The 20,149-nt window shown below is 71.5% G+C and carries 18 protein-coding genes and 1 pseudogene; 10 read left to right on the top strand and 9 right to left on the bottom strand.

What is annotated here, in order from left to right; all coding sequences use genetic code 11:
• Window positions 1–135: 135 nt before the first annotated feature.
• Together BN1555_RS13425 and BN1555_RS13420 are read right to left on the bottom strand one after the other, a co-directional pair.
• On the bottom strand, window positions 136–1,455 hold the full coding sequence (locus tag BN1555_RS13425; protein ID WP_093799603.1) for a M28 family metallopeptidase: 1,320 nt from the start codon (window positions 1,453–1,455) through the stop codon (window positions 136–138).
• A 211-nt stretch (window positions 1,456–1,666) separates the two neighbouring features.
• Complete coding sequence (locus BN1555_RS13420) at window positions 1,667–2,116, bottom strand: VOC family protein (RefSeq protein WP_093799602.1); 450 nt, start codon at window positions 2,114–2,116, stop codon at window positions 1,667–1,669.
• 37 nt (window positions 2,117–2,153) lie between these two features.
• Here BN1555_RS13420 and BN1555_RS13415 point away from each other — a divergent pair, with 37 nt between their 5' ends.
• On the top strand, window positions 2,154–2,774 hold the full coding sequence (locus BN1555_RS13415; protein ID WP_255306020.1) for a CGNR zinc finger domain-containing protein: 621 nt from the start codon (window positions 2,154–2,156) through the stop codon (window positions 2,772–2,774).
• 60 nt (window positions 2,775–2,834) lie between these two features.
• Here BN1555_RS13415 and BN1555_RS13410 read toward each other — a convergent pair whose 3' ends face one another.
• The gene (locus BN1555_RS13410) at window positions 2,835–3,314 is read right to left on the bottom strand and encodes a winged helix-turn-helix transcriptional regulator (RefSeq protein ID WP_093799600.1); all 480 of its coding nucleotides are present in this window, start codon (window positions 3,312–3,314) and stop codon (window positions 2,835–2,837) included.
• A 90-nt stretch (window positions 3,315–3,404) separates the two neighbouring features.
• Here BN1555_RS13410 and BN1555_RS13405 point away from each other — a divergent pair, with 90 nt between their 5' ends.
• Window positions 3,405–4,859, top strand: coding sequence for an MFS transporter (locus BN1555_RS13405; RefSeq protein ID WP_093799599.1), 1,455 nt, complete (start codon window positions 3,405–3,407; stop codon window positions 4,857–4,859).
• A gap of 173 nt (window positions 4,860–5,032) precedes the next feature.
• Here BN1555_RS13405 and rarD read toward each other — a convergent pair whose 3' ends face one another.
• The 6 genes and pseudogenes from rarD to BN1555_RS13375 form a co-directional block, all read right to left on the bottom strand.
• Window positions 5,033–6,052: an EamA family transporter RarD gene (gene rarD / locus BN1555_RS13400; protein WP_093799598.1), complete on the bottom strand. Its 1,020-nt coding sequence runs from the start codon at window positions 6,050–6,052 to the stop codon at window positions 5,033–5,035.
• Between the two features lie 163 nt (window positions 6,053–6,215).
• Window positions 6,216–7,295 (bottom strand): 2-oxoacid:ferredoxin oxidoreductase subunit beta, encoded by a 1,080-nt coding sequence (locus BN1555_RS13395; RefSeq protein ID WP_093799597.1) that lies wholly within the window; start codon window positions 7,293–7,295, stop codon window positions 6,216–6,218.
• Window positions 7,288–9,255, bottom strand: coding sequence for a 2-oxoacid:acceptor oxidoreductase subunit alpha (locus tag BN1555_RS13390; RefSeq protein ID WP_093799596.1), 1,968 nt, complete (start codon window positions 9,253–9,255; stop codon window positions 7,288–7,290). Before BN1555_RS13390 ends, BN1555_RS13395 begins: the two co-directional genes overlap by 8 nt.
• Before the next feature lie 282 nt (window positions 9,256–9,537).
• Window positions 9,538–10,196 (bottom strand): annotated as a pseudogene (locus tag BN1555_RS13385) (response regulator).
• Window positions 10,197–10,447: 251 nt separating this feature from the next.
• The gene (locus BN1555_RS13380) at window positions 10,448–11,803 is read right to left on the bottom strand and encodes a sensor histidine kinase (RefSeq protein WP_093799595.1); all 1,356 of its coding nucleotides are present in this window, start codon (window positions 11,801–11,803) and stop codon (window positions 10,448–10,450) included.
• An 87-nt stretch (window positions 11,804–11,890) separates the two neighbouring features.
• Complete coding sequence (locus BN1555_RS13375; RefSeq protein WP_093799594.1) at window positions 11,891–13,207, bottom strand: sensor histidine kinase; 1,317 nt, start codon at window positions 13,205–13,207, stop codon at window positions 11,891–11,893.
• A gap of 201 nt (window positions 13,208–13,408) precedes the next feature.
• Between BN1555_RS13375 and BN1555_RS13370 the strand changes: the two genes are divergently transcribed.
• From BN1555_RS13370 to BN1555_RS13335, 8 genes are read left to right on the top strand one after another with little or no spacing between them, the layout of a single operon-like run.
• Entirely contained in the window at window positions 13,409–13,801 is a 393-nt protein-coding gene (locus BN1555_RS13370) for an NADH-quinone oxidoreductase subunit A (protein WP_093799593.1), read from the top strand.
• Entirely contained in the window at window positions 13,792–14,412 is a 621-nt protein-coding gene (locus BN1555_RS13365) for an NADH-quinone oxidoreductase subunit B (RefSeq protein ID WP_093799592.1), read from the top strand. Before BN1555_RS13370 ends, BN1555_RS13365 begins: the two co-directional genes overlap by 10 nt.
• Window positions 14,409–15,641 carry an NADH-quinone oxidoreductase subunit C gene (locus tag BN1555_RS13360; protein WP_107081076.1) on the top strand — a complete coding sequence of 411 codons (1,233 nt, stop codon included), beginning with the start codon at window positions 14,409–14,411 and terminating at the stop codon, window positions 15,639–15,641. Before BN1555_RS13365 ends, BN1555_RS13360 begins: the two co-directional genes overlap by 4 nt.
• Window positions 15,638–16,606 (top strand): complex I subunit 1/NuoH family protein, encoded by a 969-nt coding sequence (locus tag BN1555_RS13355; RefSeq protein ID WP_093799591.1) that lies wholly within the window; start codon window positions 15,638–15,640, stop codon window positions 16,604–16,606. Before BN1555_RS13360 ends, BN1555_RS13355 begins: the two co-directional genes overlap by 4 nt.
• Complete coding sequence (locus tag BN1555_RS13350) at window positions 16,606–17,208, top strand: NuoI/complex I 23 kDa subunit family protein (RefSeq protein WP_093799590.1); 603 nt, start codon at window positions 16,606–16,608, stop codon at window positions 17,206–17,208. Before BN1555_RS13355 ends, BN1555_RS13350 begins: the two co-directional genes overlap by 1 nt.
• A complete protein-coding gene (locus BN1555_RS13345; protein ID WP_093799589.1) occupies window positions 17,205–17,771 on the top strand; it encodes an NADH-quinone oxidoreductase subunit J family protein in 567 nt (188 codons plus the stop codon). The genes BN1555_RS13350 and BN1555_RS13345 overlap by 4 nt, the downstream gene beginning before the upstream one ends.
• Window positions 17,771–18,157 carry an NADH-quinone oxidoreductase subunit NuoK gene (gene nuoK / locus BN1555_RS13340; RefSeq protein WP_093799588.1) on the top strand — a complete coding sequence of 129 codons (387 nt, stop codon included), beginning with the start codon at window positions 17,771–17,773 and terminating at the stop codon, window positions 18,155–18,157. Before BN1555_RS13345 ends, nuoK begins: the two co-directional genes overlap by 1 nt.
• Window positions 18,154–20,148, top strand: a complete 1,995-nt coding sequence (locus BN1555_RS13335) for an NADH-quinone oxidoreductase subunit 5 family protein (RefSeq protein WP_093799587.1) — start codon at window positions 18,154–18,156, stop codon at window positions 20,146–20,148. The genes nuoK and BN1555_RS13335 overlap by 4 nt, the downstream gene beginning before the upstream one ends.
• Window position 20,149: the final 1 nt, after the last annotated feature.

The raw sequence follows: 20,149 nt of genomic DNA, 5'->3' as shown, positions 1-20,149 counted from the left end.
AACGTGAGACCCCCGGCATGGGGATCCCCGCCCGGGGGCCGGTCCCCTCGTGGCCCCTTCGGGCCGGAAACCCCGCACACTCCGCACGCGCCGGCGGCCCGGCCCCGCTGGGGGAGCCGGGCCGCCGGTCCGCGGTCAGAAGGTGAGCTTCCAGCTGTCGATGTAGCCGGTGTCCTGCGTGGCGATGTCCTGGACTCTGAGCTTCCAGGTGCCGTTGGCCGGCTCGCCCGACGCGTTCACCGTGTAGGTGGTGATCACGTTGTCGGCCGAGTCGCTGCTGCTGGAGTTCTTCAGCCGGTACGCCGTCCCGTCGGGCGCGACGAGGTCGACGACCAGGTCGCCGCGCCAGGTGTGCTTGATGTCCACCCCCACCTGGAGGGCGGCCGGGGCGTTGCCCGTGCGGCCCGAGACGGTGACGGACGAGGTGACGGCCGCGCCGTTGTCCGGGACGGCGACGTCGGTGGTGTTCTCGTGCACGTCGCCGGGCGGGGTGGTGGATCCGGTGCCCAGCGTCCAGACGGCGTGGGCGATCGCGTCGCTGTTGCGGTCCAGGGCGGTGTCGTTGATGTTCGCCGTGGTGTCGCAGGAGGAGTGGTAGCAGCGGTCGAAGGCCTGGCCGGCGGTGCCGCCCCACTTCTGGGCCTGGGCGCTCGTCTTCGTACGGCTCGCGCCGGTGAAGAGGCCGCCGACCGGTATGCCCACGTTCTTGAAGCTGGCGTGGTCGGAGCGGCCGTCGCCCTCGGTCTCGATCTCGGTCGGGACGCCGAGGCCCGCGTAGTAGTCCTTGAAGGTCTTCTCGATGGCCGGGTCGTCGTCGTAGACGAAGTAGCCGGGGTTCGGTGAGCCGACCATGTCGAAGTTGAGGTAGCCGGAGAACTTCGAACGCTCGGTGGTCGGAAGGCTGTTGACGTATGCCTTGGATCCGACGAGCCCCAGCTCCTCCGCGCCCCACCAGCCGAACCGCAGGTGTTTCTCGGGCTTGAGCTGGGCGCGGGAGACGGCGAGGGCGGTCTCCAGGACGGCGGCGGAACCGGACCCGTTGTCGTTGATGCCGGGGCCCGAGGCGACCGAGTCGAGGTGCGCGCCGGCCATCAGGATCTGGTTGGGGTCGCCGCCCGGCCAGTCGGCGACCAGGTTGTAACCGGTCGCGCCGCCGGAGGTGAACGTCGTGACGGAGGTGGTGAATCCGGCGGCGTCCAGCTTGGCCTTCAGGTAGTCGACGGAGGCTTTGTAACCGGGGCGTCCGTGGGCGCGGTTGCCACCGTTGGCGGTGGCTATCGACTGGAGCTGGGTGAGGTGCGCCTTGACGTTGGCGAGGGGTATGTCGGGGGCGGCGAGCGCCGCGGACGGGGCGGCGGTGGTGGCGGACGCGGCGGGCGCGGTGGCGGCGACCAGGCCGGTGAGGGCGAGGGCGACGGCCGCGGCGGTGCGTCCGGGAGTGCTGGAGAGGTTCATGTGGGGGCTCCGGATTCCGTACGGGGACAGACGGAACGTGCGAGATGCCCCGCGGCGCGTGCGGCGGCGCGGGGCATTGGAGCTGATGGTGCGTCGGTTGTGCGCGGGCTGTGCGTGCTGAATGTTCAGCGAGGGTCCGACCGACCGTCAAGAGCGGAAACCGGTCACCCGTGTCCGTATGCCGGACAGTGGGAGCGGTGCGGAAGCCGCCTCAGTGCACGCAGTACTCGTTTCCCTCGGGGTCCGTCATCACCATCCATGAGCCCCCGGGCTCCTTCGCGTGGTGGACGACGGCCGCGCCGAGCGCCTCCAGGCGGGCGACTTCGGCCTCCCGCGTGCCCGGCTCGGCGTGCACGTCGATGTGCAGCCGGTTCTTGACCGCCTTCGTCTCCGGTACGCGCTGGAAGAGGATCCGACGGCCGGGCCCCGTCCCCGTGTCCTTGTCGTACGGGTCGTCCGGATGCCGGACGGCGACCAGATCGCGAAAGGCCCGACGGCCGTGGAATTCCACCGTCGCGTCGGGCGGTACGGCGCCGGAACCGACGAGGCGCTCGATCAGGGCGTTGTTGTCCTCCGCCTCGTAGCCGAGGGCCGCGGCCCGGAAGACGGCCTGGGCGTGAGGGTCGTCGGCGTCGACGACGAGCTTCCAGTGCAGTGTCATGGTAACCGGTTATAGTGGTTACGTGATGGAGCCCGCGATGGAAACGCCCGGACTGGTCCTGCGCACGCCGCAGGGGCGTCCGTATCTCTTCGACGCGGGCACCCTCTGCCTCGAACTGCTGCCGACCGGCGGCCCCGGGCCGCTCGCCCGGTACGAGATGCTGCACACCCCGGCCGACCTGGCGCTGTGGGCGGAGCGGAGCCGGCTGCCGGCAGGGCTCGACCTGACCGTGAGCGGAGGCGAGCTGTCGGACGCGCGCGCCCTGCGCGACGCGCTCCACCGGCTGGCCGCCGACCGCGCCCACGGCCGTGCCCTGGCCGCCGCCGACCTCGACGTGGTCAACGAACGGGCGGCGCGGGAGCCGCTGGCCGCCCGTGTCGACGTGGTCGTGGGGACGGGCGCCGTGCGCGCGTGGGCGCCGGGCGCCACCGGGGGCCGGCTGCTGTCGACGGTGGCGCGCGACGCGGTCGACCTGTTCACCGGACCGTACGCCCACCGCATCCGCGAATGCGGCTCGCACGACTGCTACCTGCTGTTCGTCGACACCTCACGCCCCGGCCGCCGCCGCTGGTGCGCGATGGAGCGCTGCGGAAACCGCAACAAGGCGCGCGCCCACCGCGTCCGCCGCGGCGAGGGCGTCGCCCCGGCGGACGGCTGAGGGGCGGTTCGTGCGGCGCTGCGGCCGGTGGCCGTGCCCGCAACGGGACGTGAAGCCGGGTCAGCTGGCGGAAGCCGCCGCGGCGGCTTCCGGCGCCGCGGACTCCGCCGCCGTACGGGCGTCGTAGTCGGCGCGGGCCGCCGCGATCTCGTTCTGGTGCTCCTCGGTCCAGGCGACCAGGGAGCGGATCGTGGTGTGCAACGTCGCGCCGAGCGGCGTGAGTTCGTACTCCACGCGCGGCGGCACCACCGGGTGCACCGTCCGCTTGACGAGCCCGTCGCGCTCCAGCTGGCGCAGCGTCACCGTCAGCATGCGCTGGCTGATGCCGTCGATCCTGCGCCGCAGTTCGGTGAAGCGCAGCATGTGGCTGTCGAGCAGCGCGATGACCAGCAGCGACCACTTGTCGGCGACGCGGTCGAGGATCTGGCGGACCTCGCAGTCCTCGCGGGTGTCCCACTGGAAGGGGTCGGTGTCGCCGTACACCCCCTGGGAGCCGGTGACTTCGCAGTTACTCGGTGACTTCAAAGTGCCTTCTTCCATGCGCCGGAATGCTGCCGCAGGATGCCTTTGGTTACAAGAGAGAACTGACCGGCATCCCGATAACTGGCTTGATATGAGAGGCACTTACCCATGACCCGACGCGCCTGGGCGCTGCTGCTCGTGCTCTGCGGCACCATCTTCCTCGAAGGCATCGACGTCGCCATGCTGTCGGTCGCCGTGCCGTCCATCAGATCCGACCTGGAGTTGCCGACCGGCACCGCGGCCTGGGTGATGAGCGCCTACGTCCTCGGATACGCCGGATTCACCCTGCTCGGCGGTCGCGCGGCCGACCTGCTCGGCCGGCGGCGGATGTTCCTGACCTGGCTCGCGGTCTTCCTCGGCTTCTCCATGCTCGGCGGGTTCGCCACCGAGGGCTGGATGCTGATCGCCGCCCGCTTCGTGACCGGCGTGGCCGCGGCCTTCATGACTCCGGCCGCGATGTCGATTATCACCACCTCGTACGAGGAGGGCCCGAAGCGGAACAAGGCCCTGCTCGTCTTCGCCGGCACGGCCGCGGGCGGTTTCTCGCTCGGCCTGGTCATCGGCGGGCTGCTGACCCAGCTCGGCTGGCGGTGGGTGTTCTTCGCCCCGGTCCTGCTGGGCGGCCTCATCCTGGTCGCGGCGCTGCGGCTGCTCCCGGTGGAGGCCCGGCCGGCCCGCCGCGGCGGAGCCTTCGACCTCACCGGCGCGGCGACGGCCGCCGGGGCGATGCTGCTGCTGGCGTACGGGATCGTACGGCTGGAGCACGGCTTCGACGGCTGGCGGCTGACGGCCGCCGTGGTGGCCGCCGGGCTGCTGCTCGTGGCGGTGTTCGTGACGGTCGAGCGCCGCTCGGCCGCCCCGCTCGTACGACTCGGCATCCTGCGCAAGGCGTCGATGGTCCGTGCCGACCTGGGAGCGCTGCTCTTCGTCGGCTCCTTCTTCGGTTTCCAGTTCATGGTCACGCTCTACCTCCAGGAACTGCGCGGCTGGTCCTCCCTGGAGACGGCCCTGGCCCTGGTCGTGATGGGCGTCGACGCGGTCCTCGCACCGACGCTGACCCCGCGCCTGGTCGACCGGTTCGGCAACGCCCGGGTGATCTTCGGCGGCTTCGTGCTGGCGATCGTGTCGTACGCGCTGTTCCTGCCGGTCGGCCCCGACTGGTCGTACGCCGCGATGCTCCCGACGCTGTTCCTCACGGGCGCGGCATTCGCCCTGGCGTACGGGCCGCTCACGATCGCCGCGACGGACGGCATCGAGGGGGAGGAGCAGGGGGTGGCCGGCGGGCTGCTCGCCACCGCGACCCAGTTCGGGTCGGCCGTCGGGATCTCGGCGGTGACGGCGGTGTACGGCCTGGCGGCGGGCGGCGGCGGCTCCCCGGAATCCACTCTCAGCGCGTTCCGCGCTGCGCTGACGGTGCCGGCGGTGATGGTCGTCGCGGGCGCGGTGATCACGGCGTTCGGCCTGCGGGGCGCAAGGAGCGGAAAGGGCGGGAGCGACGGGCGGACACCGCTGGAGACGCCCCGGCCCACCGCCGCGCGGCCGGGAGCTGTACCGGCGGGGTAGGCAGTGGGGCAGGTCCCGGGCATCCTGGCCGCCGGAGGGGCTCCCCTGGAGCCCCTCCGGCGATGGCGGAGCCGGGGCCCGGGCCCCCGGGCAAGGGCCCCGCACGCGGCGGAGCCGCACAAGGTCACAGCGGGGAGGGGCGGGCGGGGCCACAGCCCCGCCGGGCGCTCGCCCTAGGACACGGATCTGGACGTCGGCGTCGGTGCCGGCTCGGACGCGGGGACCGGCACGCCACCCGCGTACGGCGCAGCGGCCGGCGCCGCAGCGGCAGTCGCCGCCACCGCGGCCAGCCGCACCGCTGCCGCCCGTCCCCGCCGCGCCGTACGCAGCGCGTCCCACGTCAGCAGCGCCAGCGCCGCCCAGACCAGCGAGAAGCCGGCCCAGCGCTCCGGCGGCATCGCCTCGTGGAAGTACACGACGCCGAGCCCGAACTGGAAGACCGGCGCGAGGTACTGCAACAGCCCCAGCGTCGACAACGGCACCCGGATCGCAGCCGCACCGAAGCAGACCAGCGGGACGGCGGTCACGATGCCGGTGGCGGCGAGCAGCCCCGCGTGCCCGAGCCCCTCCGCGCCGAAGGTCGCGTCCCCGTGCGACCCGATCCAGAGCAGGTAGCCCAGCGCGGGGAGGAACTGGACGGCGGTCTCGGCGGCCAGCGACTCCACGCCGCCGAGGTTGACCTTCTTCTTGACCAGGCCGTACGTCGCGAACGAGAACGCCAGGACCAGGGAGATCCAGGGCGGCCGCCCGTATCCGACGGCCAGTACCAGCACCGCCGCGAAGCCGACCCCGACCGCCGTCCACTGCACGGGCCGCAGCCGTTCCTTCAGCAGCAGGACACCCATGGCGATGGTGACCAGCGGGTTGATGAAGTAACCGAGCGAGGCTTCGACGACCTGGCCGCTGTTGACGGCCCAGATGTACAGCCCCCAGTTGACCGTTATGACGGTCGCGGCCAGGGCTATGAGGCCCAGCTTGCGGGGCTGGCGGACCAGCTTCCCGATCCATGCCCACCGGCGTACCGCCAGCAGCACGATGCCGACGACGGCCAGCGACCACACCATGCGGTGGGCGAGGATCTCCATCGCGCCGGCGGGCTTGAGGAGCGGCCAGAAGAGGGGGACCAGCCCCCACATTCCATAGGCGCCGATGCCGTACAGCAAGCCCGACCGCTGTTCGTTGACCGACTTCACTGGCCCTCCCGACCCACACACGTCATCGCGTCGAACGGTAATGCCGGGACGACCCGCCTGTCATGTCCGTATCGCAATACGGTCATGACAGGCGGTGGCGGGAGAGCGAAGAGGGGCACCCGGTCCTGGGACCGGGTGCCCCTCTTCACGGACGGCGTGCGACTCAGCCGACGACGGTCCAGGTGTCGTTGCCGGTGAGGAGGGTGTTGAGGTCGCCTTTGCCGTTCTGTTCGAGGGCGGTGTCGAGTTGGTCGGCCATGAGGGTGTCGTAGGTGGGGCGGTGGGTGCTGCGCAGGATTCCGATGGGGGTGTGGTGGAGGGTGTCGGGGTCGGCGAGGCGGGAGAGGGCGAAGGCGGTGGTGGGGCTCGGTGCGTGGGCGTCGTGGACGAGGATCTGGGAGGCGTTGTCGGGTGTGACGGTGACGACTTTGAGGTCGCCGGTGGCGGTATCGCGGATGACGCCCTTTGATCCTTCGGTGCCGAAGCGGATGGGGTGTCCGTGTTCGAGGCGGATGAGGGCTTCCTGGGCCTGTTGCCTGTCCTTGAGGGCGTCGAAGGCGCCGTCGTTGAAGATGTTGCAGTTCTGGTAGATCTCGACGAGGGCGGTGCCGGGGTGGGCGGCGGCCTGGCGCAGGACCTGGGTGAGGTGGGTGCGGTCGGAGTCGATGGTGCGGGCGACGAAGGTGGCCTCGGCGCCGAGGGCCAGGGAAACGGGGTTGAAGGGGGCGTCGAGGGAACCCATCGGGGTGGATTTGGTGATCTTGCCGGTTTCGGAGGTGGGGGAGTACTGGCCTTTGGTGAGGCCGTAGATGCGGTTGTTGAACAGGAGGATCTTGAGGTTGACGTTGCGGCGCAAGGCGTGGATGAGGTGGTTGCCGCCGATGGACAGGGCGTCGCCGTCGCCGGTGACGACCCAGACGGACAGGTCGCGTCGGGAGGTGGCCAGACCGGTGGCGATGGCGGGGGCGCGGCCGTGGATGGAGTGCATCCCGTAGGTGTTCATGTAGTAGGGGAAGCGGGAGGAGCAGCCGATGCCGGAGACGAAGACGATGTTCTCCTTGGCCAGGCCGAGTTCGGGCAGGAAGCCCTGGACGGCGGCCAGGACGGCGTAGTCGCCGCAGCCGGGGCACCAGCGCACTTCCTGGTCGGACTTGAAGTCCTTCATCGTCTGCTGGGCCTCGGCCCGGGGGATGAGGGAGAGTGCCTCGGTCGTGCCCGTGCCTTTGGTGGACGGCTCAGTCATCGGTGGCCTCCTTCAGGGCGGTGGCGAGCTGTTCGGCCTGGAACGGCATGCCGTTGACCTGGGTGTGGGAGCGGGCGTCGATCAGGTAGGTGGCCCGGAGCAGGGTGGCGAGCTGGCCGAGGTTCATCTCGGGCACCACGACCTTGGTGTAGCGGGCCAGGATGTCGCCCAGGTTCTGGGGGAAGGGGTTGAGGTGGCGCAGGTGGGCCTGGGCGATGGGCACGTTGTTCGTGCGCAGTTGGCGTACGGCGGCGGTGATGGGGCCGTAGGTGGAGCCCCAGCCCAGGACCAGGGTGCGGGCACCGTGGGGGTCGTCGACGGTCAGGTCGGGGACGGTGATGTTGTCGATTTTGGCCTGGCGGGTGCGGACCATGTGGTCGTGGTTGGCCGGGTCGTAGGAGATGTTGCCGGTGCCGTCCTGTTTCTCGATGCCGCCGATGCGGTGTTCCAGGCCGGGGGTGCCGGGCACGGCCCAGGGGCGGGCCAGGGTCTGCGGGTCGCGTTTGTAGGGCCAGAACACGTGGGTGCCGTCGGGCAGGGTGTGGTTGGGGCCGGTGGCGAACTGGACCCGCAGGTCGGGCAGCTCGTCGCTGTGCGGGATGCGCCAGGGTTCGCTGCCGTTGGCGAGGTAGCCGTCGGAGAGCAGGAAGACCGGGGTGCGGTAGGTCAGTGCGATGCGGGCCGCCTCCAGGGCGGCCTCGAAGCAGTCGGCCGGGGTGCGGGGGGCCACGACCGGGACGGGGGCCTCGCCGTTGCGCCCGTACATGGCCTGGAGCAGGTCGGCCTGTTCGGTCTTGGTGGGCAGTCCGGTCGAGGGGCCGCCGCGCTGGATGGCGACCACCACCAGCGGCAGCTCCAGCGAGACCGCCAGCCCGATGGTCTCCGACTTCAGTGCCACCCCGGGCCCGGAGGTGGTGGTCACCGCGAGCTGCCCGCCGAAGGCCGCCCCCAGTGCGGCGCCGATGGCGGCGATCTCGTCCTCGGCCTGGAAGGTGCGCACTTTGAAGTTCTTGTGCTTGCTGAGTTCGTGCAGGATGTCGGAGGCCGGGGTGATCGGGTAGGAGCCCAGGAACAGCGGCAGGTCGGCCTGGTGGCCGGCGGCGATCAGCCCGTAGGACAGGGCGAGGTTGCCGGAGATGTTGCGGTAGGTGCCGGGCGGGAACGCGGCGGTGGCCGGGGCGATCTCGTAGGAGACGGCGAAATCCTCGGTGGTCTCGCCGAAGTTCCATCCGGCCCGAAACGCCGCCACGTTCGCCTCGGCGATCTGGGGTTTCCCGGCGAACTTGGTGCGCAGGAAGCTCTCGGTGCCCTCGGTGGGCCGGTGGTACATCCAGGACAGCAGGCCCAGCGCGAACATGTTCTTCGAGCGTTCGGCCTCCTTGCGGGAGAGCCCGAAGTCCTTGAGCGCCTCGACCGTCATCGTGGTCAGCGCCACCGGGTGGACGTGGTACGCCGCCAGCGAGCCGTCCTCCAGCGGGGAGGCGGGGTAGCCGACCTTGGCCATCGCCCGCCGGGTGAACTCGTCGGTGTTGACGATGATCTGCGCCCCGCGCGGCAGGTCTGCCAGGTTGGCCTTCAGCGCGGCCGGGTTCATCGCGACCAGTACGTCCGGGGCGTCGCCCGGGGTCAGGATGTCGTGGTCGGCGAAGTGCAGCTGGAAGCTGGAGACCCCCGGCAGCGTCCCGGCGGGCGCCCGGATCTCGGCCGGGAAGTTCGGCAGCGTCGACAGGTCATTGCCGAACGCCGCCGTCTCCGACGTGAAACGGTCCCCCGTCAACTGCATCCCGTCACCCGAGTCCCCCGCGAAACGGATCACCACCTGACCCAGCCGGCGGACCTCCTTTTCGGAGACCTTCCCGTTCGGCGTGCTGCGCTGTTCCCCGACGACGGTGTCGTTCGCTCCGCCGGCACCATCGGTTCCGTCGGCCTTCTCGGCCGGGCTGCTGACCTGGCTGGTCACTGAACTGGACCTCCTTCGAGGCGGCTGTTCGGGCCGGTCGGCCCACCGGCGGCCCCAAGGCCCACCCTACGTCGGTAAGGGTGCCCTTCCCTGGACCGATCACATGATGGATCCCGTTCTGAGACGCCCGATTGCCCTGCTTTGATATGTTTAGCCCGTCTCTCAGCGCTCTGCATCGAAGACGCTCCGTATTCGCCTCTTGGTTCTGGGGCCGCCACCCCCGACCATTCCCGACCACCTCTGAGCTGCACTCCAGAACACGGCCGGTCCGGCGCCGGTGACCTAGGACCTCAGATAGGTCAGCACTGCCAGCACCCGACGGTGATCCCCGTCACTCGGCGAGAGCCCGAGCTTGAGGAAGATGTTGCTGACGTGCTTCTCCACCGCGCCGTCACTCACCACCAATTGCTTGGCGACCGCCGAGTTCGTCCGGCCCTCGGCCATGAGACCCAGCACCTCCCGTTCCCGGGGGTCAGCCCGGCGAGGACGTCCTGCTTCCGGCTGCGGCCCAGCAGCTGTGCCACGACCTCGGGATCGAGCGCGGTCCCGCCCTGGGCCACCCGGACGACGGCGTCCACGAATTCACGTACCTCGGCCACCCGGTCCTTGAGCAGGTAGCCGACGCCCCGGCTCGACCCGGCCAGCAATTCCGTCGCGTACTGCTCCTCGACGTACTGCGACAGGACCAGCACTCCGATCGCGGGGTAGTCCTTGCGCAGCCGCACCGCCGCCCGCACGCCCTCGTCGGTGTGCGTCGGCGGCATCCGTACGTCCGCCACCACCACATCCGGCAGCTCGTCCCGCGACGCCAGATCCCCCACCGTCTTGATCAGTGCTTCCGCGTCTCCGACGCCCGCGACGACATCGTGCCCACGGTCGGTCAGAAGCCGGGTCAGGCCCTCCCGCAGCAGCACTGAATCCTCGGCGATGACCACTCGCACCCTGTCCTCCACGACCGTGCAGCTCCCCAGCAGTTGTTTGCTTCCCACCCCGTCGGGTCCAGCATTTCAGTATCCGGGCCGGCGCGTGCTCAGGTACTGGGAATAGCGGCGTACGACTCGGGACGGGCTGCCGGGACGCGAGAAGAGAGCGAGCGGAAGCGCCAGGAGCTCAGGAGCTCAGGAGCCGGACGAGCGGGCGAGGAGGCGGCGCCCGGCCCCCTGAACGGGCAGCCGGGCGCTCGGGTGGCGGATCAGCCCCGCCAGGGCAGCTCCGCCGTGACCGTGGTCGGCCCGCCCACCGGCGAGGTGATCACCAGGATCCCGTCGACCGCGTCCAGCCGCTCCGCGAGCCCGGCCAGACCCGAGCCGGCCGTCGCGTCCGCGCCGCCCTGCCCGTCGTCGCTCACCTGGAGCATCAGCCGGTCCTCCGTCCGCCACACGTCGACCGTGGCCCGGGACGCCCGCGCGTGCTTGCTGACGTTCTGCAGGAGTTCGGAGACGGTGAAGTACGCGATGCCCTCGATCGCCGGGGCCGGCCGGGCCGGCAGATCCACCTCGACCTGCACCGGCACCGTGCACCGGGAGGCCACCGCGGAGAGCGCCGCGTCCAGACCGCGGTCGGTCAGGACGGCCGGGTGGATGCCCCGGGCCAGGTCCCGCAGCTCCTGCAACGCGATCTTCACCTCGCCGTGCGCCCCTTCCACCATGCGGGCCGCGGCTTCCGGGTCCTCCGTCAGCTTCTCCTTGGCCAGTCCCAGGTCCATGGCGAGGGTGACGAGCCTGGCCTGCGCCCCGTCGTGCAGGTCGCGCTCGATGCGCCGCAGGTCGGCGGCCGCGGTGTCGACGACGACGCCCCGGTCCGACTCCAGTTCCGAGACCCGGGTGGCGAGCCGGGACGGGCCGAGCAGCCCGGTCACCATCACCCGGTCCACGGTCGTCATGCCTCGTATGAGCCACGGGGTGACGAGGGTGAAGAGCAGGCCGAACGCGCTGGTCAGGGCCAGTTCGTGGGGCTCGTCGAGGTAGATGCTGTGCGTGTTGTCGCCGTACAGCTGGATGCCGTCCGTCCCCGTGTAGACCGGGAACACCCACTGCCACAGCGGATACGTGAGCATGGCCCAGCCGTACGACCAGAAGACCAGCGACACGGAGAAGGAGAACACCGCCCACGGCAGATGCAGCACGGCGTACAGCAGATGGCGCCAGGACACCCCGCTCTTGAGCACCGCGCCCATCCAGGACATCGGGCCGCCGCCCGGCCCGGCCCGGACGGGCGCCGGGTCCGCCACGTCCAGTTTGAGCAGCGCCCTCGCGCGGGCCCGCTCCACCACCCCGAAGCCGCGGCAGCCGGCCAGGCCCGCCGCGAGTACCGGTACGCCGAGGAAGGTGATCAGCAGACCCGTGCCCAGCGACGTCATGGTGACCGCGAAGACGAAGAGCAGCACGCTGATCGGCAGGCTGAGCATCAGGTAACCGAACTCGCGCCAGGTACGGGCCTCGATCGGCGCGCGCAGTGCCGGAGGCAGCACGTGCCTCTTCGGGGGGCGGTCCGGGCGGTCCTCGCGCCCCCACCGGTCTCTGGTCTGCGATGCGTACTCCGTGGCCATCACTGCCGTCCGTTTCTGCTCTGATGCTGCTGAGTGGCTGCGTCCCTCAAGAATGCTGGGACGGGCAGGCCGGGACCATGAGGCCGGTCACCGTTTTCCACCGGGGGTTTTCCCCACCCCCGCACCGCGCTTGGCCACACCTTCGGGGCCTTCGGCCGCCCCGTCGCGGTCGCGCCACGGCAGCTCGGCCGTGACCGTCGTCGGCCCGCCCACCGGGGAGTCGAGGGCCAGGAGCCCGTCCACCGCACCGAGCCGCTCGGCCAGACCGGCCATGCCCGTGCCGCCGTCCAGCCGCGCGCCGCCGCACCCGTCGTCCCGCACCTGGATCAGCAGCCGCTCCCCGCTCCGCCACACGTCCAGGGAAGCGGACCGCGCCCCGCTGTGCTTGCTGACGTTCTGCAGGAGCTCGGAGACGGTGAAGTACGCGATGCCCTCGATCGCCTCCGCCGGGCGCGCCGCCAGACCGACCGTGACCCGCACCGGGGCCGTGCAGCGCGACGCGACGGACGACAGCGCCGCGTCCAGGCCGCGATCGGTCAGCACGGCAGGGTGGATGCCGCGCGCCAGATCGCGCAGCTCCTGCAGTGCCAGCTTCACTTCGCCGTGCGCCTCGTCGACCATCGCCGCCGCGGCGACCGGGTCCTTGAAGTCACCGGTCAGCTTCTCCCTCGCCATGCCGAGTCCCATGGCGAGTGCGACGAGCCTGGCCTGCGCCCCGTCGTGCAGATCGCGCTCGATGCGCCGCAGATCGGCGGCCGCGGTGTCGACGACGACACCCCGGCCCGACTCCAGCTCGGCGATCCGCCGCTCCAGTTCGTCGGAGGGGCAGAGCAGACCGCGCACCATCGCCCGGTCCGCGTTGGCCAGCGCCCGCACCAGGTACGGCAGCACCGGCCAGAGCACGACGAGCCCGGTCAGCGTGACCGCGAAGGCCAGCACGCCCCAGGGCAGCCGGACGAACGCGTACAGCGCGGTCCGCCAGCCCACCGGGTCCTTCAGGCCCGCCCACAGCCACGGGAGGAAACCGCCTTCGCCCGGGCGCCGTCCCGCGGCGACCGGGCTCGGCTCGTCGACGTACAGACCGAGCAGGGCACGTGCGCGCGCCCGTTCCACCGCGCCGAACCGGCGCGCCCCGAGCAGTCCCGCCACCACCAGGGGCAGACCGATCACCGTGACCGAAAGACCGCACCCGAGGGCGAGAACCACCACGGTGAACACAAAACCGAAGAGGGCCGTCGGCAGGTCGAGGAGGAGATGCGCGATCTCCTTCCAGGTGTCCGGGCCATAGGGGAAACGCACGGGCGGTGGATGGCCGGCCCGGTCGGCACGTCCGGCGTGACCGGCACGCTGGGTGTGGTCCGACTGGTCGTAATCTGGGAGAAGGTCGCTGGCGCTGGCGGTCATGACCCCCAGCCTGACGGCCCCCGGTCGCGGATGCCATGGGGTGGCTGGGTGTGAGGAAGTGGGGATAACCCCACCCCCTGTACGACGCGGCTGCTTACCCAGCTTTTACCAGGGCCTAGACTCCCGTGCGTACAGATCGTCGAACGGGGCGCGACAAGGCGCGACGGGACGCGACGAGGTCAGGGAGCGAGAGGGGCGGACATGCCGGAACCGACTGTTCTCGCGGACGGGTACTTCCAGAGCTACTCGGTCGTCGGACTGCTCGCAGTCGTCGGCGTCCTCTTCGTCGCCGTGGCCTTCGGGGCCGGGCGACTGCTGCGGCCCGTCGTGCCGACGCCGGAGAAACTGCTGACGTACGAATGCGGCGTGGACCCGGTCGGAGAGGGCTGGGCCCACACCCAGGTCCGCTACTACGTCTACGCCTTCCTGTACGTGATCTTCGCCGTCGACTCCATCTTCTTGTTCCCGTGGGCGACGGTCTTCGCCGCGCCCGAGTACGGCGCGACGACGCTGGTCGAGATGTTCATCTTCCTCGGCTTCCTGGCCGTGGGACTGCTGTACGCATGGAAGAAGGGCGTCCTCGAATGGACGTGACCCGAGTGACCTCTGTCGATCTCCCCGAGCCGACGCTGCCGCCGCCGTCCGGGCCGAAGCGCCTGGGAGCCCTCGCCCGCCTCGCGCCCGAGCCCATGAAGGTGGTCCTGAACTGGGGCCGCCGCTACAGCCTGTGGGTCTTCAACTTCGGCCTCGCCTGCTGCGCGATCGAGTTCATCGCCGCGTCCATGGCGCGCCACGACTTCATCCGGCTCGGCGTGATCCCCTTCGCACCGGGACCGCGCCAGGCCGACCTGATGGTCGTCTCCGGCACGGTCACGGACAAGATGGCCCCGGCCGTCAAGCGGCTGTACGAGCAGATGCCCGAGCCGAAGTACGTCATCTCCTTCGGCGCCTGCTCCAACTGCGGCGGCCCGTACTGGGACTCGTACTCCGTGACGAAGGGCGTCGACCAGATCATCCCGGTCGACGTGTACGTACCGGGCTGCCCGCCCCGCCCGGAGGCGCTGCTCCAGGGCATCCTCAAGCTCCAGGAGAAGATCGCCCGCGAGTCCCTGGGTGAGCGCTACGGCCACGGACGGCCCTCCACGGCGGCCCTGCGGAGCGGTCTCGTCACGCCGCCGCCGGCCCCGGGGGAGGCCGGGAAGTGAGCGAGACGCCCCGCACGACGGCGTACGACGGCCTGCCGGACGCCGTCACCGAGATCTTCGGCGAGGAAGCGACCGCCGAGCGCGCCTACGACCTGCTCACCGTCGATGTCCCGGCCGGCTCGTGGACCGCGGCCCTGGAGACCGCGCGCGACAAGCTCGGCTGCACGTACTTCGACTGGCTGAGCGCGGTCGACGAGCCGGGCACGGGCTTCCGCGTCTGTGCCCACGTCGCCGCCCTCGAAGGCCGTACGGTACGACGCCTGCTGCTCCGTACGACCGTCCCGCACGAGGCGCCCGTCCTGCCCACCGCCGTCGCGGTCTACGCGGGCGCCCAGTGGCACGAGCGCGAGACGCACGAGATGTTCGGCATCGGCTTCACGGACCACCCGCACCTGGTGCCGCTCCTGCTGCCCGAGGGCTTCGAGGGCCACCCGCTGCGCAAGGACTTCGTCCTGGCGGCCCGGGTCGCCAAGGCGTGGCCCGGTGCGAAGGAGCCGGGGGAGTCCGACCACGGCGGGCCCAAGCGCCGCCAGATGCTGCCGCCCGGCGTCCCGGACCCGAACGACTGGGGGCCCCAGAAGGGCCAGCTCCCGCCGGCCCCGGCCCGCCCCGCACGCACCCCGCGCGCGGCCGGTGCGGCGGGAGCCGCCGACCGCCCGCCGCGCCGCGCCCGCAGTGTCACGGAGGGCTCGGCCACCCAGGCGGCCGAGGCCGCGGCGCCGTCCCCGGAAGCCACCGCACGGCCCCCGCGCCGTACTCGCAGCGTGTCCGAGGGTTCGGCGAGCCAGGCGGCCGAGGCGGCGACGCCCGCTCCGGAAGCCGCGCCGCCGACGCCTGCGCGCCGTACCCGCAGCGTGTCCGAGGGTTCGGCGAGCCAGGCGGCCGAGGCGTCGGCCGGGTCGGCGGGATCCCGCGGGGCCGATGCCTCCGGGTCCCGGCCCGCCCCGGCGGCCCCCGCGCGCAGCGCGGACGCGCCCTGGCACCACGCGCGCCCCGCGTTCGAGGAAGCGGACGCGGAGCGACCGGAGGAAGCGGCCGCGACCAGGACGGGCGCGTCCGAGGACACCGACACCGACGCGGCTTCGGCCGCCGACGCGGCGGCCGGAACACTGCGCGGCGACGCGGGAGCCGCGAAGGAGCCCCGCGAGGTGCCCGGCCCGGACGCCCCCCGCTCCGCCGACGACACCACCGACGACACCACCCGCGACCGAGGGAGCGACGACGCGTGAACGACGTACTCGATGTCGCCCTCCGCCTGGTCGTCGTCTTCGCCGTGTTCCTGGTCCTCCCACTCGTCGTGGGGCAGACCGAGCACAAGGTGATGGCCCACATGCAGGGCCGCCTCGGCCCCATGTACGCGGGCGGCTTCCACGGCTGGGCGCAGCTCGTCGCCGACGGTGTGAAGTTCGCGCAGAAGGAAGACATCGTCCCGGCCGACGCCGACCGGCGCATCTTCCAGCTCGCCCCCGCCGTCGCCCTCCTCCCGTACCTCCTCGTGCTCGTCGCGATCCCGATCGGCCCGAGCGAGGGCGCGGTCGGCCAGGTCGTCGACGCGGGCATCTTCTTCGTGCTCGCGGTCATGGGCGTCGGCGTGCTCGGTTCGCTCATGGCGGGCTGGGCCTCGGCCAACAAGTTCTCCCTCCTCGGCGGCCTGCGCACCGCCGCCCAGCTGCTCGCGTACGAACTGCCGATGCTGCTCGCCGCCGCCTCCGTGGCGATGGCGGCCGGCACCGTCTCGCTCCCCGGCATCCTGAACGCCTTCGAGTGGTGGTGGTTGCCGTGGCAGATCGTCGGCGCGATCGTCTTCTTCGTCGCCGGTCTCGCCGAACTCCAGCGCCCGCCGTTCGACATGCCGGTCGCCGACTCGGAGATCATCTTCGGTGCGTACACCGAGTACACGGGCCTGCGCTTCGCGCTCTTCCTGCTCGCCGAGTACGCCGGAATCGTCGTCCTCTGCGGCCTGACCACCGTCCTCTTCCTCGGCGGCTGGCACGGCCCCTGGGGTGCGGACGGCCTCGGCTGGGTCTGGACGCTGCTCAAGACCGCGATCCTCGCCTTCGGCATCATCTGGCTCCGCGTGACCTACCCCCGGCTGCGCGAGGACCAGCTCCAGAAGCTCGCCTGGACCGTACTCATCCCGCTCGCTCTCGCGCAGATCGCGCTCACCGGCATCGTGAAGGTGGCGATCCAGTAATGCCTCCGATCCCCGGCTCCGGCCTCGCCAAGGGCCTGGCCGTCACGCTCCGCACGATGACGAAGAAGACCGTCACCGCGCAGTACCCGGACGTCCAGCCCGAACTCCCGCCCCGCACGCGCGGCGTGATCGGCCTGTTCGAGGAGAACTGCACGGTCTGCATGCTCTGCGCGCGCGAGTGCCCCGACTGGTGCATCTACATCGACTCGCACAAGGAGACGGTCCCGGCCGCCGTCCCCGGCGGCCGCGAGCGCAGCCGCAACGTCCTCGACCGCTTCGCGATCGACTTCTCGCTCTGCATGTACTGCGGTATCTGCATCGAGGTGTGTCCCTTCGACGCGCTCTTCTGGTCCCCGGAATTCGAGTACGCCGAGACCGAGATCCACGAACTCACCCACGAGCGGGACAAGCTCCGCGAGTGGATGTGGACGGTTCCCGAGCCGCCCGCGCTGGACCCGGGCGCGGAGGAACCGAAGGAGATCGCGGCGGCCCGCAAGGCCGCCGACAAGCTCGCGGCAGCGCAGGCGCAGGCGCAGGCAGCCCAGGAACAGGCAGCGCAGCAGCAGGCAGCCCAGCAGGAAGCAGAGGGCCCCGCCGAATGAGCCACCTCGCCGCAGCCGCCGGGCAGGGCTTCCTCTCCCCGACCGGCGTCGAGATCGCCTTCCTCCTCGTCGGCATCGCCACCCTCGGCGCGGCCGTCGTCACGGTCACCACCAAGCAGCTGGTGCACGCCGCCCTCTGGCTGGTCGTCGCGCTCGGCGGCCTCGCCGTCGAGTACCTCCTGCTCACGGCCGAGTTCATCGCCTGGGTGCAGGTCCTGATCTACGTCGGTTCCGTGGTCGTGCTCCTCCTCTTCGGGCTGATGCTCACCAGGGCCCCCATCGGGCGCTCCCCGGACGCCGACTCGGGCAACCGCTGGGCCGCTCTCACGGTGGCCGCGGCAGCGGCCGCCGCACTCGTCTGGGTGGTCGTGGACGCGTTCCGCACCACCTGGATCGACCTGGACGGACCGGTCCAGGGCTCGACCAGGGTGAGCGGCGAGATCCTCTTCCAGCACTGGGTGCTGCCCTTCGAGGCGCTCTCCGTCCTCCTGCTCGCCGCTCTCGTCGGCGCGATCGTCCTCTCCCGCAAGAGCGACAGTGCCAAAGACAAGGAGCAGCGCTGATGCACCTCGCCTATCCCGCCGTGCTCGCCGCCCTCCTCTTCTGCACCGGGCTGTACGGAGTGCTCGCGCGCCGCAACGCGATCCTGGTCCTGATGTCGGTCGAGCTGATGCTCAACGCGGTCAACCTCAACCTCGTCGCCTTCGACGTATGGCTCCGCGACACCCTCCACTCCGGCCAGGCCCTCACCCTCTTCACCATCGCCATCGCCGCGGCCGAGATCGGCATCGGCCTGGCGATCGTCCTGATGGTCTACCGCAACCGCGGGTCCTCGGACATCGACAGGCTGCGCGACACCGCCGAAGGCCCGGACCCGGCCGGCCCGGCCGACGACGAAGCTTCCGCCCTGGAACAGAAGGCCGCACAGAAGACCGAGGCCGCCGCGTGACGACCACGACCCTCGCCGTCCTCGTTCCCCTCCTTCCGTTCCTGGGCGCAGTGGCCGGCCTGCTGCTCGGCCGCACCGCCCCCGGATTCGTCCGCCCCCTGGCCGTACTGCCGGCCCTGGCCGCCGCCGTGCTGGCCGCGATCGTCGCCGTACACCAGGGCGGCGGCAGGGCGATCGACGCCTCGACCCGGCTCACCCCCACCGGCTCGGTCCCCATCGACCTCGCCCTGCACCTCGACGGCTTCGCGGCTCTCGTCGCCGTCCTGGTCGGGACCGTCGCGACCTGCGTGCAGCTCTACTCGACGGGCTACCTGCGCGACGACCCGCGCTACCCCTCGTACGCCGCCCTGGTCTCCCTCTTCACCTCCGCGATGCTGCTCGTCGTCTACTCCGGCGACCTGATGGTGCTGCTGGTCGGCTGGGAGATCATGGGCATCTGCTCGTACTTCCTCGTCGGCCACTACTGGGAGACGCCCGAGGCCCGGGCCGCCTCCCTCAAGGCCTTCCTGGTCACCAAGCTCGGCGACGTCCCCTTCCTCTTCGGCCTGTTCGCACTCGCCGTCGACGCCGGTACGTTCCGGATCACCGGCATCCTGGGCGCCGTCGCGAACGGCGGCCTCGACCACCCGACGCCGATCGCCCTGCTGCTCCTCGCCGGTGTGGCGGGCAAGTCGGCCCAGTTCCCGCTGCACACCTGGCTGCCCGACGCGATGGCGGGTCCCACGCCCGTCTCCGCGCTGATCCACGCCGCCACGATGGTCGCCGCCGGCGTGTACTTCGTGGCCCGCCTCCTCCCCGTCTTCGCCGCCTCCGCCGCCGCCCTGACCGTCCTCGCCGTGATGGCCGCGGTCACGATGGTCGGCTCGGCCCTCGCCGCCCTGGCCCAGGACGACATCAAACGCGTCCTCGCCTACTCGACGATCGGCCAGCTCGGCTACATGACCGGGGCCCTGGCCGTCGGCGACCGCGGCGCCGCCGTCTTCCACCTCCTCTCCCACGGCGCCTTCAAGGCGCTCCTCTTCCTCGCCGCCGGCGTGGTCATCCACGCCGCCGGCACCAATTCGCTGGCCGCCATGTCCCGCATGAGCGGCCTGCCCCGGCGCATCCCCGACGCCTACTGGACGATGACGATCGCGCTGCTCGCGCTCGCGGCGATCCCTCCCTTCGCAGGCTTCTTCTCCAAGGAAGCCGTTCTCGTCGCCGCCGAACACGCCTCCTTCGGCGAGACCGCGGGCGTCCCCTCCGGCGCGGGCTGGACCGTGCTCGCCGCGGGCCTGCTCACCGCCCTGCTCACCGCGGCGTACGCCGCCCGCCTGTGGCTGCTGGCCTTCCGCGGCCGCGGTCCCGCCGCCCCCGATCACGGCAAGCAGCCCCTCGTCATGAACGGCGTCCTGTGGGTCCTCGCCGTCCCCTCGCTCGCCTTCGGCCTCGCCGTCACCTACCTCGACGACTGGTTCGACGGCCACGCCCTCACCCCGACCGTCACCACGGCGGTCCTCGGCACCGGTGTCGCCCTCGTCGGCGGACTGGTCACCTACGGGGCCTGGCGCCACACCACGGCCATGGCCGCCCGCCCCCCGATCGGTGCCGTGGCCGCCCACCCCGAGGACAGCCCGGCCGTCTCCGAGGCGGAAGCCATCGCCACCCACACCCCCGCCTACGGCGACATCGCGTCGGCCCCCGATCCCGCCGACCCCGGCCGGCTCCTCCTGGGCCCGCTGCACCGCCACGCGGCGGCCGGCTTCCACCTCGACGCCGTCTACCACGCCCTCTTCGTACGGCCCGTCCTGGCGGGCGCCGAGCTGGTCCGCTTCCTGGACCGCGAGGTCGTCGAGACGTACGTACGCGGTGCGGGCGCCGTCCCGCGCCTGCTCGGCGCGGGCGTCCGCCGAGCCCAGACCGGCAATGTGCAGACCTACCTCAGCGCGCTGCTCGCCGGTTCCGTCGTCCTGGCGATCGCCGCCGTCATCGTCGCCGCCGTCGGAGCGTGAG

This window comes from Streptomyces sp. Wb2n-11, assembly GCF_001049855.1.
Lineage (GTDB): Bacteria > Actinomycetota > Actinomycetes > Streptomycetales > Streptomycetaceae > Streptomyces > Streptomyces altiplanensis.
The sequence above is the reverse complement of the archived record's forward strand: the minus strand, read 5'-3'. Positions and strand labels throughout refer to the sequence as shown.

What these genes read in the sequence shown, in the direction of transcription:
- BN1555_RS13380 (WP_093799595.1), bottom strand. Translation starts at nt 11,803, where the DNA reads ATGGCCACGGAGTACGCATCGCAGACCAGAGACCGGTGGGGGCGCGAG.
- BN1555_RS13410 (WP_093799600.1), bottom strand. Translation starts at nt 3,314, where the DNA reads ATGGAAGAAGGCACTTTGAAGTCACCGAGTAACTGCGAAGTCACCGGC.
- BN1555_RS13415 (WP_255306020.1), top strand. Translation starts at nt 2,154, where the DNA reads ATGGAAACGCCCGGACTGGTCCTGCGCACGCCGCAGGGGCGTCCGTAT.
- BN1555_RS13350 (WP_093799590.1), top strand. Translation starts at nt 16,606, where the DNA reads ATGCCTCCGATCCCCGGCTCCGGCCTCGCCAAGGGCCTGGCCGTCACG.
- BN1555_RS13425 (WP_093799603.1), bottom strand. Translation starts at nt 1,455, where the DNA reads ATGAACCTCTCCAGCACTCCCGGACGCACCGCCGCGGCCGTCGCCCTC.
- BN1555_RS13370 (WP_093799593.1), top strand. Translation starts at nt 13,409, where the DNA reads ATGCCGGAACCGACTGTTCTCGCGGACGGGTACTTCCAGAGCTACTCG.
- BN1555_RS13375 (WP_093799594.1), bottom strand. Translation starts at nt 13,207, where the DNA reads ATGACCGCCAGCGCCAGCGACCTTCTCCCAGATTACGACCAGTCGGAC.
- BN1555_RS13395 (WP_093799597.1), bottom strand. Translation starts at nt 7,295, where the DNA reads ATGACTGAGCCGTCCACCAAAGGCACGGGCACGACCGAGGCACTCTCC.
- BN1555_RS13365 (WP_093799592.1), top strand. Translation starts at nt 13,792, where the DNA reads ATGGACGTGACCCGAGTGACCTCTGTCGATCTCCCCGAGCCGACGCTG.
- BN1555_RS13420 (WP_093799602.1), bottom strand. Translation starts at nt 2,116, where the DNA reads ATGACACTGCACTGGAAGCTCGTCGTCGACGCCGACGACCCTCACGCC.
- BN1555_RS13345 (WP_093799589.1), top strand. Translation starts at nt 17,205, where the DNA reads ATGAGCCACCTCGCCGCAGCCGCCGGGCAGGGCTTCCTCTCCCCGACC.
- BN1555_RS13405 (WP_093799599.1), top strand. Translation starts at nt 3,405, where the DNA reads ATGACCCGACGCGCCTGGGCGCTGCTGCTCGTGCTCTGCGGCACCATC.
- nuoK (WP_093799588.1), top strand. Translation starts at nt 17,771, where the DNA reads ATGCACCTCGCCTATCCCGCCGTGCTCGCCGCCCTCCTCTTCTGCACC.